Genomic DNA, 15,153 nt, shown 5'->3' on the forward strand with positions numbered 1-15,153 from the left:
AATATGAGCCTTGAAATAAAAGTCCCGGAAGTAGGAGAATCTATCACAGAAGTTACCATTTCCCAATGGTTGAAAGCAGATGGCGAGCTAGTAGAAATGGATGAGGTAATCTGTGAAATGGAGTCTGATAAAGCTACTTTTGAATTAACCGCTGAAGCCTCCGGTAAACTAAAAATACATGCGCAGGAAGGGGAAACCCTGGAAATTGGTGCCCTGGTATGTGAAATTGATGAATCCGCCGCTGGAAGCAGTGGGCAGGAAGATACAGCCTCCGAAGCAAAAACGGAGGCAACGGAAGCCAAAACAGAGACGCCGTCAGAAGCCAGCAAAGATACCGAAGGAGCGATCATCGAGATGAAAGTACCTACTGTGGGAGAATCGATTACAGAGGTAACCATTGCCAGCTGGTTGAAGGGTACGGGTGACCATGTGGAAATGGATGAAGTCATTGCAGAAATAGAATCCGACAAAGCCACCTTCGAGCTTACGGCAGAAACTTCCGGTGAATTAGAAGTAATCGCGGAGGAAGGGGAAACCCTGGAAATCGGTGCTTTATTATGCAAAATTACCGTTGGAGAAGGCGCTCCGGTCACTGCAAATGAGCAAAAAAAGGAAGCCGCGAGCCCTAACCCAATGCCGGCAACAGCGACGGATGGAACCACCAATTATGCCACCGGCCATGCCTCTCCGGCAGCGGCTAAAATTTTAGCAGAAAAAGGCATTAGCGCTGATCAGGTGAAAGGAACCGGCGTCAATGGCCGTGTAACAAAGGAAGATGCGCAAAAAGCAAAAGTTCCAGCAGCAAAACCAGCTCCGAAGCCCGCAGCCAAATCGAGTCCGGCGCCTGAAAAAAGCAGTGGAGTGGAAGGTCGTGAGCAGACACGCAAAAAAATGACACCTTTACGTAAAACCATTTCCAAGAGACTGGTACAGGTGAAAAATGAAACGGCCATGCTGACCACCTTCAATGAGGTAAACATGAAACCGATCATGGATCTGCGTAAAAAATATAAAGATTCCTTTAAGCAGAAATATGAAGTGAATCTGGGCTTTATGTCTTTCTTCACCAAGGCGGTTTGTCTTGCCCTGCAGGAATTTCCGGCAGTAAATGCCCAGATCGACGGGGAAGAGATGGTTTACAATGATTTCTGCGACATTTCCATCGCGGTATCAGCGCCTAAGGGTCTGGTGGTACCCGTAATTCGCAATGCAGAGCAATTGTCATTCGATGCCATCGAGAAAACCATTGTTTCCTTAGCCACCAAAGCCCGCGACAATAAACTGTCCATTGATGAAATGACCGGCGGTACCTTTACCATTACCAATGGCGGTATCTTCGGATCCATGTTGTCCACCCCCATAATCAATGCGCCACAGTCGGCCATATTGGGAATGCACAACATTGTGGAGCGCCCGATGGCCATGAATGGGGAGGTGAAAATCCTGCCCATCATGTATGTGGCCCTGAGCTATGACCACCGGATCATCGACGGCCGGGAGTCTGTTGGCTTCCTGGTACGGGTGAAAGAATTGCTGGAAGATCCATCGAGATTGCTTTTGGGTATTTAGAGCATGTTTTAAAAGCGCTTAATTAATCTGCGGCCTGTCCCGTACGGGCCCCTCCTTTTCCAAACATTAGACCATCAAATAATGAACTACGATATCACCATAATAGGATCCGGCCCCGGAGGCTATGTAGCCGCCATACGATGCGCCCAACTGGGAATGAAAACGGCTTTGGTCGAAAAGTACCCCACCCTGGGGGGAACCTGCCTGAATGTAGGCTGTATCCCCTCCAAAGCGCTTTTGGATTCCTCGGAGCATTATCACAATGCCCACAAAACTTTTGAAGAACATGGCATTCAGCTAAAAGATTTGGGAGTGGATATGCCACAGATGATCAAAAGGAAAGATGCAGTAGTGAGTCAAACCACTGCCGGTGTGGAATTTTTGATGAAGAAAAACAAAATCGATGTTCATTATGGCACCGGATCTTTTGTGGATGATCATACCGTCAAGGTGACCGATAAAGACGGGAAAGAAAACACCTTTTCTACTAAAAAAGCCATCATTGCTACCGGATCAAAACCGGCCAATCTGCCTTTTATCAGCCTGGATAAAGAAAGGGTGTTCACCTCCACGGAGGCGCTAAACCTTCAGGAAGTGCCGAAGCATATTATTATTATCGGCGGTGGAGTCATTGGCCTTGAGCTGGGATCTGTGTACGCCCGTCTGGGCGCGAAAGTCTCTGTGGTGGAGTTTCTGGACAGCATCATTCCGACCATGGACCGCACCATGGGCAAAGAATTGCAGCGCTCCATGAAAAAACTGGGTGTGAAGTTCTACCTCAGCCATAAAGTAACCGGTGTAGAAAGAAAAGGGGAGGAAGTTACGGTGACGGCAGAAGATAAAAAGGAGCAAACCGTAGAATTTAAAGGAGACTATTGCATGGTCGCCATTGGTCGTCAGGCCTACACCGAAGGGCTTGGGCTGGAAAATATCGGCATCAAAACCGATGATCGGGGAAGAATTGAAGTGAATGACCATCTGCAGACTTCCAAATCGCATATCTTCGCGATCGGAGATGTCATCAAGGGTGCCATGCTGGCGCATAAAGCCGAGGAAGAAGGGGTTTATGTGGCTGAATATGTAGCAGGGCAAAAGCCTCATATCAATTACAATTTAATTCCGGGCGTGGTCTATACCTGGCCCGAGGTAGCGGCAGTAGGCCAGAGCGAGGAGCAACTCAAAGAAGCCGGTATCCCTTATAAATCCGGGGCTTTTCCTTTCCGTGCACTGGGACGAGCCCGGGCATCCATGGACATTGACGGACAGGTAAAAGTGCTGGCGCATAAAGAAACCGATGAAATCCTGGGGGTTCATATCGTTGGGCCGCGGGCTGCCGATATGATTGCCGAAGCGGTGGTGGCCATGGAGTACCGCGCATCTGCGGAGGATATCTCCAGGATGTCTCATGCGCACCCTACCTTTACCGAAGCGATGAAGGAGGCTTGCCTGGCAGCGACGGAAGACCGACCGCTACATATCTAATCATTACAAATATTCACCGACCGATTCAGAAAGTAGCGCAAAGGCATTATTTAAAGGAAATTTTGAATGACTTTACTGCTTTATTAATCGTCCCAATTAAGGGGAGCTTACGATCTCCTCTTTCATATGCTTCTTTTGGGAAAAACTCGAAACAGGAGAAATTTCTTCCTTTCTCCCCCCTGGCAGCCAAAGGAAACTGTAAACATGAACCATTCGGATTAAAAAAACGCCGTAACCTTTGAGTTCTGGTGTTTTTTTTTGGTCAAAATCTTCCATGAAATTGACTTATTTCAACACCCTGTCTGACTTAATATAAAAACATCAATAGTCATTCTCCTTAAAATTAAAGCCCAACACGCACACAAAAAAATTCTAAATAAAATCGCCTTTCATGTCAATTTTATTCAACACCCCCCCCCTTTCATGGTTCCCTCATTGAAAGAGTTTTTAAATGAATAAAAACAATAATGTAATGGAAGTAAAAGCTACTACTAAATATTTTGCCGAATTCATCGGAACCATGGTGCTGGTACTGGTGGGGTGCGGTTCGGCCGTTTTTGCCGGTGGTCACATTGGCTTTATGGGCGTATCCTTCGCATTCGGTCTTTCGGTCCTGACCATGGTCTATACCATAGGACCAATCTCGGGCTGCCATATCAACCCGGCCATTTCTATCTCCATGACCGTCGCCGGTAAATTATCCACTCAGGATGCCTTAGGCTACATTGTATCCCAATGTTTGGGGGCCGCTGTCGGGCCGGTATTATCTATTTTATTGCCAACGGAAACCCGGATTATGACATTAGTGCAAACGGACTAGCCGCCAACGGATATGGAACGGGATCTCCGGATGGTTATTCCATGATCGCCGGTCTGGTAGCCGAGATTGTGTTCACGGCTTTATTTCTTTTGGTCATTTTTGGCGCTACCAGCGAACAGGCTCCCGAAGGATTCGCTGGAATCGCGATAGGCTTAGCATTAGTCATGATTCACCTTGTCACAATTCCTGTAACCAATACCTCCGTAAACCCTGCACGTTCATTAGGCCCAGCATTATTCGTAGGGGGAGATGCTTTATCGCAGCTCTGGCTATTTTGGGTAGGCCCCATCATCGGAGGTATAATCGCAGCAATATTATGGAAATCCCTATTCAGTAAATAGGATTTTAATACTGTCTTAATTCATCGAAAACAATAAAGGAGAATTCTATTTTCACATAGATTCTCCTTTTTTATTATTATTTTCATCAAAAAACAGCCAATAATTTTCAAATATTGACGCCAATTGTGTAAATAGCTGAAAATTACTAGTCATGATGAGTACGGCCCTCAATTATTCAACGCAAGATCAACCCATCCGTCCGGCAGACCCTTCCTATGAGGTGAAGTTTGAGACTAATCGACTGCGTATCCGAAAGTTGGATTGGCACGACTTAAAGGATTTCCAAAAATTAGTTGGGGACCAGGATGTAATGGAGTATGTCACCGGCAAAGCTTATCATTCCCGGGAAGGGGAGGCTAAATTAAAAGCTGTTATTGAAGCCTACAACAAGCACTTAAATGATTACTGGATGTGGGCTGTGGAAGATAAGCTGAGCAAGCAATTCATAGGAGTTTGTTTAATTTACAAAAACAGTAAGGAAGAAGAAGAGTTGGGCATCCGCCTTCAAAAAGAATTCTGGGGCAAAGGTTATGGCTTTGAATTAGCCAAAGGACTCATGCGCCATGCCATCAAAACCATGCGTTTCAAATGTGTCAAAGCCTATGTTGACACGCGCAATACCGCCTCGGAAATGATTTTTCTTTCTTGTGGATTTAAGCCGGAAGCAGAGCATCAGAATGAGCTTAAGGGGAAAGACAGAGTCTATGTCTACCGCAGATGCTAAAAAAATAATTAAAATTTCTACTCAAACTGAAACCCAAACGATAAATTTCAGTTTCTTATTATATCGCTCACGATTTAATTTTAAACGATATAATTGAACACAAACATGGGATTCAAAAAGTTGTATACCGCTTCCGCCGAAGCCACAGGAGGAAGAGATGGTAAAGTAAAAAGCAGTGACGGAGTAATTGATACTGGCCTTAGTGTTCCGAAATCTTTGGGAGGAGCGGAACAAGCAGGTACGACCAATCCGGAGCAGCTATTTGCCTCAGGCTATGCAGCCTGCTTCAGTTCTGCGCTGAATCTGGTAATAGGCAATCAGAAGATTAAAACGGGGCAAAGCCGCGTGACGACTACGGTTCATTTAGGAAAAGATGATACCGGCTTTGGATTGGCCGTTGATCTAAAAGCTATAATTCCCGGGGTTAGCGAGGAGCAAGCACAAGCCCTGGTAGAGGAAGCGCATAAGGTATGTCCGTATTCCAAGGCAACTAGTGGCAATATTGAGGTCAATATTATGGCTGAAATCGAATAAAATCAGGCCTAAGAATAAAAGAAAGCAGTAAAGAGTACCATTCTCTTTACTGCTTTTTTATTTTTAATCATGATTATTCGAGAAATCACCCGAAACGATGATAAGGCCATCGCCCACATCATCCGCAAAAGCCTGGAAGAATATGGAGAGAATAAAGCCGGAACCATTTATTTTGACCCCGTTCTGGATCATATGAGCGATCAGTACCAGAAGGAGGGCTCAGCCTATTTTGTGATTGAAGAAAACCATCAAATTCTTGGTGGAGCCGGAATTGCACCTTTAATTGGCGAGCATCAAAAGACCTGTGAATTACAAAGAATATTTCTAAAGGCATCTGCAAGAGGAAAAGGGCTGGGAAAAATGCTGATGGACCAATGCTTGCATTTTGCCCGATCACAAGCTTACCAGCAGGTATATTTAGAAACCCTCCCAAGTTTAAAGGAGGCGGTCCTCCTTTATGAAAAATACGGATTTCAAAAACTGGAAAAATCCATGGGAAATACCGGACATGGCGCCTGCGACCTCCCCATGCTGCTCAAGTTATAAAGTTAATCCTAAAGTAAGCGTCACTGGAGGCTACCATAATAGTTTACAGCGCCCCGGTTACCTTTATTTCATTTTTTTCCTTCTATCCACGAAAGGAAATCGCTCCTTAAACAAGTCAAACTGAAATAAATAAGCCATTTGAAGCCCGGCAAAAATATTGAGCGTACCATATGGAGCGCCAGGATAATCCGGATTAATGATATTTTTGAGGCCAACACTGAATATACCGGTTAGTTCTACCGAGCTCTGCCCAAAGGATTGCAACATTCCAATTTCAGCCCGGATGCCCAAATCAAAACGATTATCCCGAAAATCATCATATTCAATCTGCTCCTCGGATTTAATATTTCCGGTTTCTACATCAATCACTTTTTGAACATTAGACAGCTGATAGGCAAAATAGGGTCCTAAATTGATCACCACCTTGGTAGAGCCTTTAAATACATAAAAGCTGGACATAAGCGGTACCTCCAAATATGTGTAATCTGCTGCTATGCTTTCGGTTTGCGGGTTATCCCCAATTTTTCGACTCTCTGGTACTCGCTCCGCAAAGCCTTTCTTTGAGTAATCCAAGCCTATCTGCAAACCGGCATTTGGAGAAGTATATAGCCGATAAAATACCCCACCCGAATAAGCCGGGATAAATGTCGTGAAAAGCGTCTGATTCGTCTCTACATTATTGGTATAACCCACAGAAGAAACCGCTCCGGCAGCCCGAACTCCAATAAACTGCTGCGCTTTTAACTCCCCAAGGCAGAAAATAAAGCAGGAAAGCAAAAAGTATTTATAAAATCTCATAGCCAATTGATTAAACCGCGGTAAATTTAAGATATTTTTGATTGCCAACCTGAGAAAGCTTTTTCTAAACCCTTTAATTTAGGCCAAATAATTGAATATGATCCAAAAAGCGGTTGTTTTACTTTTTGCCCTTACCCTAATAATAGGCTGTAACTCCCATTCCGGGGATTCTCCTTTATACAAAAACAGTACTTTTACCCTCAGCCGGCATATGGTCAAAGAGGGGGCCTTGGGCGCTGAAACCTCTTCTGCTGGTATTCATAGTAATTACTTCAAAAACAAACAGCAGCCCCTTCCTCCCAGCCTGCGATATACCTTTATTATTAATGGGAAAATTTTGGAATTTCAGGGCCAAAACTTTCATGAAGTAGGGATCAGCCCGGATATCAACGGGCATTTGGAATGCCCCATCAGCACTTACGGGAAAGCAGAGCAGCTGAATCAAAAAAATCAGCAAGCCTCCACTACTCCTTTAAAAACCATCTCTTTTCAGCTGGACCTTTCTGCCATCCTCCAATCATTTTCGGAGAAGGGCTATTATGATTTTGAACAGGAACGCCTTTATGAGGATGACCTCAACAATATTTACCTCCTATGTAATTTACCTGGCCAATCAGTATTGCTTCCCGACTTACAGTCCCGTCGCGATTTAATCATGAGAGGACCCGACGAAAAGGGCCTGTTTTACCTCAATATTGCCCTGGAACAAAAAAATAAGGAACAGCCTGACCAATGGGTAGCGACTAATAAAGCAGATTACTTTTACCCCTCCATTCAATCGGATATTCCTATTCTGGATCAGTCCTACCGGCTGGCGGTGGAAAGTATCAGTAAAACCTTTCATAATAATCCGGTTCAATCTTTCCAGACCAATGCCCTGAACCAACAACACCTCTGGTATGCGGCATATTTATCCCTGGGCATTATTGAACCGGATTTATTTCGGAAGCATTTGGAAGAACAATTAGAGCGCCGGAATATTCATGCGGAAAATAGCCTGTCTTTTGGATGGCCCATTTCCTCAGACCGTATATTATGGGCCTTGGCGGCCTGGGAATTGTATATGATTCAGGGGGATCGGGAATGGCTGGAAAAAGCATATCCGCTGATGCAGATGATTTTTGAACAGGATATCATCACCCTGATGGACCCCAACACCGGGCTTTTGAAAGGGGCCAATATTGGCATTAAGCCACAGTGGTCCGTTTATCCCAACTGGATGAGTCCGGCAGACATTTTCAACTCCAACCATCTGGCCACTAATAGTGCTCATTACCAATTTTTTAGGATTTTAGAGCAAGCCTCCGCTCTATTAGGCAAAAACCCGAATCGCTACCGGAAATATGCACAAAACTTAAAGCTGGCCATCAATGAAAATTTCTGGCAGGAGGACCGGGGATACTATGCTGCTTTTCTTTATGGCCAGCAACATAAGCTAAGTGCTTATCGGGTAAATCATTTTGCGGAAGCCCTGGCCTCCCTTTTTCAGGTCAGTAATCTTCAGCAAGGGCAGTCGGTGTTTCAAAACATTCCGACACTGGCCTATGGAGTACCCCTAAATTATCCTTTGATGCAGGATGCCGTGGGAAGCTGGCAGGACCACATTGCTCCTATGGCCCAAAGCTACTGGACCTGGGCGGCGGCTGATATTCCCAATGAAGAAGCCGTGAAATATGGTATTTCCACGCTTTTAAGAGCCAGTAGCCTAAGCATGAGCAACCCTATCGCGATCAGGGGAACCAATGGAACCATTATTTCTCATAAGGAAAGGTCAGAAAAAGAATTATGGAGTGCTGCAGCAAATTTAGGTTTGGTTTACCGGGTATTATTTGGAATGCATTTCAATGAGTCCGGACTGGAATTTAAGCCGCACATCCCCAAAACTTATGCCGGTACCTATACCCTGGATAAGGTAAAATATCGTGAAAACAATTTAAAAATTACCATTGAGGGCTTCGGTCATCATATCGCTCAATTTACTATTGATGGGGTGGAGTTTCCAAAAGCAGAAATCCCCAATGATATGAAGGGCAGTCATGAGGTTTTCATTCGACTGGATCGACAGTTGGCCGATCAAAAAGAAATCAACCTTATTGCGCCGCATAAATTATTGTCCTCCCCAATGCAAAATTAGTTGATGGCATATTAGAATGGGACCCCATACCGGGCGCCATTGCTTATACCGTACTCAAAAATGGTAAGCCCTACGCCTATCTTTCTGAAGAATTCAGCTTCCGTACCAACCCGGAAGAAGGGGCGGAATATTGCGTATACGCCCTGGACTCCATGGGCTTTGAATCTTTTGGTTCAGCTCCTGTTTTTTCTGTAGACCAATCCCGAAAAATCATGTCCGGCATTCCTTACACCGGGCAAAGCAGCAATATTAAGGGATTCACCGGAGATGGTTTTGTTATTTTGGATCGCCAAAAAAACCGACAGGTGAATTACTCCATTGAGATGGAACAGGAAGGGAATTACCTGATTGACTTCAAATATGCTAACGGTAATGGCAACTTATATTCCGGTAAAGATTGCCCCTCAAGATCACTAAGCGTATCCGGCATATATCAGGGAGTCATTGTATTGCCTTCAAGAGGAGATGGCGAATGGTCGAACTGGGGCTATTCCAATAGCATTCGGGTAAGGTTGCCAAGAGGTAGATCCCGAATCTCCCTGAGCTTGGAATCCTTTAATGAGCCCAACCGGGAAGCAGGCAATCGGGTATTATTGGATTATATGCGCATTCGTAAGGAATAAAAAAGCCTCCATATATTTCTGCGGAGGCTTCTCTCGAATATTTATGATCCCGTCACCCAAACTATTCACAGCTAGATTCAGGCACTACACTAATAGGGTCACTACTCATGCATTAAAATGAACCCTACTGGTGTATTGATGGCCCAATTATGGGAGGCCTGCTTGCTACTCATTCTTATACCTTAATGGAAAAAGCTCGAGATAAGGAAAATTCCTTCCTTTTTTCCCTTCCGGCGGCTAATCAAAGAGCGAAGCAGGAATAATCCGCTTAAGAACTTTTACTCATAAGCTCTTTCTTATTTTTCATCACGATTTGAGGGCGGTGATAAACTATGGAGTGTTTTTCCACGGAATTTGTCAGCCAGACATTCCCCCCAATCACACTATCTTCACCAATCACAGTATCTCCCCCCAGAATGGTTGCCCCTGCGTACACCACTACGTGGTCTTCCAAAGTGGGATGTCTTTTGGTTTCTGCCATCGATTTATCCACACTCAGAGCCCCTAATGTGACGCCCTGATAAATTTTCACATTCTTTCCAATCTTGGTGGTCTCGCCGATCACAATCCCGGTGCCGTGATCAATGCAAAAATGCTCTCCAATCTCTGCCCCCGGATGAATATCAATACCCGTATGGCTGTGGGCATTTTCACTAATAATCCGAGGCAGCAAGGGAAGCTTCATTCTATACAATTCATGCGCAATGCGGTGAGAAAAGATGGCCCGAAATCCCGGATAAGTACGAATGACCTGATCCACACTGGTGGATGCCGGATCACCTGAAAAAATGGCCTCCGCATCTTTTTTTAACATTTCATGAATGCCCGGAAGTGCATCGAACAGCTCATCCGCGATTTCTTTTGCCGGCTTGGGTAAATCCATCTCCATACCGGAAAGGATATCTATCGCCTGGGAATAAATCAACTCATACTGTGCGGCAATCTGGGTCTCATTCACGATGCAGTGTTCAGAAAACTGAGGAAACAAAAACTCACGCATCCGCTCAATCAGCTCACAAATGGAAGAGCGATAGGGCATAGGAGGGGTATTGCGATGGTATTCAAATAATGATTTTATAAACTGCTTTTTCATGACTAGGCTTAATTTTTTTCAGAATAATTCAGGCGGAAAACTGTCGAGGACAACAACTTACCGCACATCCTTCTGTCCAGGCAATGGCCGTTAATAACCGAATCATGCGAATCGTTTTCATGTAATGTTTAAATTAAAATTTAAATAAAAATCTCCTCATTTCAGCCCCTTCCACCCTGCGCCAATCAGGTTTTTATTGCATTAGCCAGCTTAGCGCCCATTGAGTCATTTAAATATTTACCTTTCTACCTTGCGCTTTGTTTCAATTTGATGTGATACTTGAGAGGTAAAAGCATTAAAAGCGGTATTTAAATCCCCAACATTAGATCAAAAAAAAACTAAATTTGAAATTGAAATAATTACAAGTGGCGCCAAATGACAGGTGCTTCACTACAAATTAAACTAAAATTAGCTTTTTAGACACAAAAACCGGCTGAACATGCCCATTATAAAATGTTATGTTTTCCGGTGTTTTTTAATATTTGATGCAATTAAATGAAAAGACCTTTCTACCTTTTATTTTTGCCCCTCATAATCCTTTACTGCTCAGATGCCTTTGGACAAAGGAACAATTATTTGGAAAGAGCACAAATCGCCTATGATGAGGGTAAATTTTCAAGAGCCATCAGCTATTACAAAAAGGCCCTTTCTAAAGAATATGATGCCTTTGCTGCACTTGAATTAGCCGAATGCTATGAAGAAACCAATCAGTTAGAGGAAGCTTCTCAAGTATATAAAATTATTCTTGAACAACATCAGGAAGAAATTCCGCTGATTCGATTTGAGTATGCCGCCAGTCTAAAAAAATTGGGAAATTACCCCTTAGCCATTCAGGAATTTAACACCTTTTTGGAAGAGGCAAAATTGGTAAAGGGAAGGGCTAAACGGGATGCGAAATATCTGACAGATTTATCCCAAAAGGAAATACAGGGTTGCGAATTAGCCTTGAAGGATCCGGTGGTAGAAATTTTAGAAATGGGCTATAGAGAGGTCGATGAAATAGACAGCAGCTTTACGCTTTATTCACCGGCTATTCACCCCACCACCGGAAATTTATGGGTGACCACCGAAAATGCCCGGCAAAAAGGAAATTTCCAAAGGTTTAAATATACCGGAGGACAATGGTTTCCCTTCACTCAGGAAGATGGTTTTCGATATGTCAATTCCGGTGCTCAGGAGGAGGGAGGTGCTTTTAGCCCAGATGGAAATACCTTCTTTTTCGTCAAAAGCCAGCGAGATTATCCCTACGAAATTTGGTATTCGGAAAAAATAAAAGGTCGTTGGGTCAAACCAAAACCATTGGAGGATAAAGTAAATAACCCTTATTACGACAATATCTGCCCAAGCCTTTCTTCTTCAGGTGATACCCTTTTCTTTTCCTCTAACCGGCCAAGGGGAAAGGGTGGATTTGATATCTGGTTTTCGGTAAAAAATAAAAATGGCGAATGGAAAAAAGCCCAAAATCTGGAAGCGGTCAATACGGAGGAGGATGAAGTAGCCCCTTACTATGATGGGAGCTCGGATCACCTTTATTTCAGCAGCGCAGGACATATTACCTATGGAGGACTGGACATTTTCAGCTATTCGTTCCAGGATGGGTCCATCCACAATTTAGGAGCACCGATCAACAGTTTTGCGGATGATGCCTATTTTGTAAAAAAGGGAGATCTCATGCTTTTTAGCTCTCAAAGGAAGGGGAATCAATTCAGATTATACGAAATCAATACACGTCAAAAAGAAGTACTGGCACAGGAAATGGTCATAAAAGAAGTCATTGCAAAGGCCAAAACTGACACCTCCTTCACCACTACGAACGCTGGCCAACCACAATCACCATTGGCAAACAGCACCCATGCCTACGATGTTACTCCTGTCAAAAAAATAACAGCTCCGGCTTTGGCCCCGGCCAACTATCAGGAAGAGGCGCTGGCTTATTATGAAGGATTAGATCATCAGCAAAAAAATAAAGTGGAACGCATCATGGCCACCATGTGGATGAATATGCGCCTGACCATGGCACCACAGCTGACGGAAGAACTCAAGCAGGAATGGGCCTCATTGGCAGCCGACCAACAAGCAGAACTTAAACGCATCGGTCGCTATTACTGGGCCAAGTCCCGCACGCAAAGAAGTGCTCTGGCAGCCAGGGAAGAGCAGTTTGTACTTGAGCATAATGCCAAGTCACCTGCCCGATGGAGAAGTCTGATCATCTATTATGCCTTCCGTCATGATGAAGAGGGCATGATCAAAATGTCTAAATTAGACTGGGAATTCCTTAAATCCCTGCGCCAGGAAGATGTGGATAAGATCAAATACATCTCCAGCCGACTGCGAGAGATTCAAATGCCAGCTTCCGTACCGATTGATCTTGAAAACAGACAAATTCGATAATGGATCAAAAAGACAGGGCAGAGGTCCTGTCTTTTTTGTTTTATTCCTATAATTACCGCCCTTCTTGTCATTTCAAAATCCGTAACGAATTGTTACCTTTGTACCGCTTTTGTACAATGCAAAGCCACAGGATATTGACATTAAAAATCATTCCTTATAAATGGAAAAAGAAGTAAGAGTTCGTTTTGCTCCCTCACCTACCGGAGCCTTGCACATTGGTGGTGTCAGAACCGCCCTTTTCAACTACTTATTCGCCCGCAAGCACGGTGGTAAATTTCTTCTAAGACTGGAAGATACTGACCAAAGCCGATTTGTGGAAGGGGCAGAGGCCTACATCCTGGAAGCCTTAAACTGGATGGGCATTCAGGTAGATGAAGGCGTAGGAGCAGAAGGCGGCGAATGCGGACCTTATGTTCAGTCTCAGCGTAAGGATATTTATCAAAAATATGTACAGCAACTGATCGACGAGGACAAGGCCTATTATGCCTTTGATACCCCGGAAGAGCTGGATGCGATGCGCGAGCGTTTGATGGAAGCTAAAGTGGCCCAACCACAATACAACTCCATCACCCGCATGCAAATGAAAAATTCCCTGACCCTCTCCGCTGAAGAGGTTAAGACGAAAATGGATGCCGGCGAGCCTTATGTGGTACGTTTGAAAGTTCCGCGCAAAGAGGAAATTCGTTTGAATGATATGGTTCGTGGATGGGTAAAAGTGATGTCCATTGATGTGGATGACAAAGTGCTTTTGAAATCCGATGGTATGCCAACCTACCATTTGGCCAATGTGGTGGATGATCACCTGATGGGGATCACCCATGTGATTCGCGGAGAAGAGTGGTTGCCTTCTGCACCTTGCCACGTGTTATTATATGATTTCCTGGGTTGGGAAGACAGCATGCCGCAATTTGCCCACCTGCCGTTGATCTTGAAACCGGACGGAAACGGGAAATTATCCAAGCGTGATGCAGACAAAAAAGGGTATCCGGTTTTCCCTCTGGATTGGAATGACCCCAGAACAGGCGAATTCTCCATTGGTTTCCGTGAGCAGGGTTATTTGCCGGAAACGATGGTCAACTTTTTGGCCATGTTGGGTTGGTCTCCGGGGAATGATGAAGAAATGTTCACCATGGAAGAGCTTTGCGAGCGCTTCTCTATTGAGCGCGTAGGAAAAGCGGGGACCAAATTTGACATTCAAAAAGCGCAGTGGTATAACCAGCAATATTTGAAAAACCGTCCGGAAGCAGATATCACCGCCTTTGTTTTGGCAGATGCACAAAAGGCCGGTTATGAGTGCTCAGAAGAGAAAGCACGTGCCATCGGGCAGCTGATGAAGGAGCGCGTGACTTACCCAACGCAATTTGCTTCAGAAGGAAAGTACTTCTTCGTGGCGCCAGAGGAGTATGATGATAAGGTCATCCGTAAAAAGTGGACAACAGAAGCGGTGGAAGTCATCGGAGCATTCAAAAATGCCATGGTAGCGGTAGAGGACTTCAGTGCTGAAAACATAAAGGCGGCTTATATAGGTGTTTGTGAAGCCCGCGAAATTGGTATGGGAAAAGTGATGCAATCCCTTCGTGTTTCGGTAACCGGACAGGGTGGTGGTGCTGATCTTTTCGAAACCATTGCCACTATTGGAAAGGAAGAAGTCGCTAACCGCATTGACGGTGCAATCAGTACATTAGCGGATCGCGTGAAAGCTTAAACAATTATTGATTTTTCAGGAAAACCTCTCGGAAGCATTCGGGAGGTTTTTTTATGCGGATCAAAAGATCCTGCGATCCCTTCATCCCCCTATTAAAACAGCCCACCATGATCATGAAAATATTGCTTTAGGTCTGCATAGGCCTGTACTCACTTTCCTGACCTTCCTTCAAAAGCAGACATGCTCCTTTCAGTTTGTTTTTATAAGCTACCCATCGGGCTTATCCCGCCTTACCCGAATTATGCACCGCATAAATTAACTCAATGCATTTTTTTTCAACACATTAGGAGTGTTACTTTGTGTTTTTTAGGCCCGTTTTTTCGCAAGCTTGCTTTCTCTTCATTCATCTGCTTCGTTGGAAAAAACTCGAAATAGGAAAAATTCCTTCATTTT

At 44.4% G+C, this 15,153-nt stretch carries 11 protein-coding genes and 1 pseudogene; 10 read left to right on the plus strand and 2 right to left on the minus strand.

Annotated elements, in window-relative coordinates:
- Nucleotides 1-3: 3 nt before the first annotated feature.
- The 6 genes and pseudogenes from odhB to NG22_RS14150 all read left to right on the plus strand — a co-directional run bounded on the left by odhB (nucleotide 4) and on the right by NG22_RS14150 (nucleotide 6,016).
- On the plus strand, nucleotides 4-1,569 hold the full coding sequence (gene odhB, locus NG22_RS14120; RefSeq protein WP_053406315.1) for a 2-oxoglutarate dehydrogenase complex dihydrolipoyllysine-residue succinyltransferase: 1,566 nt from the start codon (nucleotides 4-6) through the stop codon (nucleotides 1,567-1,569).
- Nucleotides 1,570-1,650: 81 nt separating this feature from the next.
- Complete coding sequence (gene lpdA, locus NG22_RS14125) at nucleotides 1,651-3,051, plus strand: dihydrolipoyl dehydrogenase (protein WP_053406316.1); 1,401 nt, start codon at nucleotides 1,651-1,653, stop codon at nucleotides 3,049-3,051.
- A gap of 520 nt (nucleotides 3,052-3,571) precedes the next feature.
- Nucleotides 3,572-4,212 (plus strand): annotated as a pseudogene (gene aqpZ / locus NG22_RS18170) (aquaporin Z).
- A gap of 151 nt (nucleotides 4,213-4,363) precedes the next feature.
- Nucleotides 4,364-4,936, plus strand: a complete 573-nt coding sequence (locus NG22_RS14140; RefSeq protein ID WP_053406318.1) for a GNAT family N-acetyltransferase — start codon at nucleotides 4,364-4,366, stop codon at nucleotides 4,934-4,936.
- Nucleotides 4,937-5,041: 105 nt separating this feature from the next.
- Complete coding sequence (locus tag NG22_RS14145; RefSeq protein ID WP_053406319.1) at nucleotides 5,042-5,470, plus strand: organic hydroperoxide resistance protein; 429 nt, start codon at nucleotides 5,042-5,044, stop codon at nucleotides 5,468-5,470.
- Nucleotides 5,471-5,539: 69 nt separating this feature from the next.
- Nucleotides 5,540-6,016 (plus strand): GNAT family N-acetyltransferase, encoded by a 477-nt coding sequence (locus NG22_RS14150; RefSeq protein WP_053406320.1) that lies wholly within the window; start codon nucleotides 5,540-5,542, stop codon nucleotides 6,014-6,016.
- 63 nt (nucleotides 6,017-6,079) lie between these two features.
- Here NG22_RS14150 and NG22_RS14155 read toward each other — a convergent pair whose 3' ends face one another.
- Entirely contained in the window at nucleotides 6,080-6,814 is a 735-nt protein-coding gene (locus NG22_RS14155; protein ID WP_053406321.1) for an outer membrane beta-barrel protein, read from the minus strand.
- 97 nt (nucleotides 6,815-6,911) lie between these two features.
- Between NG22_RS14155 and NG22_RS14160 the strand changes: the two genes are divergently transcribed.
- Both NG22_RS14160 and NG22_RS14165 read left to right on the plus strand, forming a co-directional pair.
- Complete coding sequence (locus NG22_RS14160; RefSeq protein ID WP_053406322.1) at nucleotides 6,912-8,948, plus strand: hypothetical protein; 2,037 nt, start codon at nucleotides 6,912-6,914, stop codon at nucleotides 8,946-8,948.
- 152 nt (nucleotides 8,949-9,100) lie between these two features.
- Nucleotides 9,101-9,571, plus strand: coding sequence for a hypothetical protein (locus tag NG22_RS14165; RefSeq protein ID WP_053406323.1), 471 nt, complete (start codon nucleotides 9,101-9,103; stop codon nucleotides 9,569-9,571).
- Nucleotides 9,572-9,839: 268 nt separating this feature from the next.
- On the opposite strand, the gene epsC is transcribed toward NG22_RS14165, so the two are convergent.
- Complete coding sequence (epsC, locus tag NG22_RS14170) at nucleotides 9,840-10,664, minus strand: serine O-acetyltransferase EpsC (RefSeq protein ID WP_053406324.1); 825 nt, start codon at nucleotides 10,662-10,664, stop codon at nucleotides 9,840-9,842.
- Nucleotides 10,665-11,240: 576 nt separating this feature from the next.
- On the opposite strand from epsC, the gene NG22_RS14175 reads away from it, so the two are divergent.
- Nucleotides 11,241-13,055 carry a tetratricopeptide repeat protein gene (locus tag NG22_RS14175; RefSeq protein WP_172674382.1) on the plus strand — a complete coding sequence of 605 codons (1,815 nt, stop codon included), beginning with the start codon at nucleotides 11,241-11,243 and terminating at the stop codon, nucleotides 13,053-13,055.
- A gap of 160 nt (nucleotides 13,056-13,215) precedes the next feature.
- Nucleotides 13,216-14,760: a glutamate--tRNA ligase gene (gene gltX / locus NG22_RS14180; protein ID WP_053406326.1), complete on the plus strand. Its 1,545-nt coding sequence runs from the start codon at nucleotides 13,216-13,218 to the stop codon at nucleotides 14,758-14,760.
- Nucleotides 14,761-15,153 lie beyond the last annotated feature (393 nt).

This window comes from Persicobacter sp. CCB-QB2 (assembly GCF_001274635.1).
GTDB classification, from domain to species: Bacteria; Bacteroidota; Bacteroidia; order Cytophagales; family Cyclobacteriaceae; genus Persicobacter; species Persicobacter diffluens.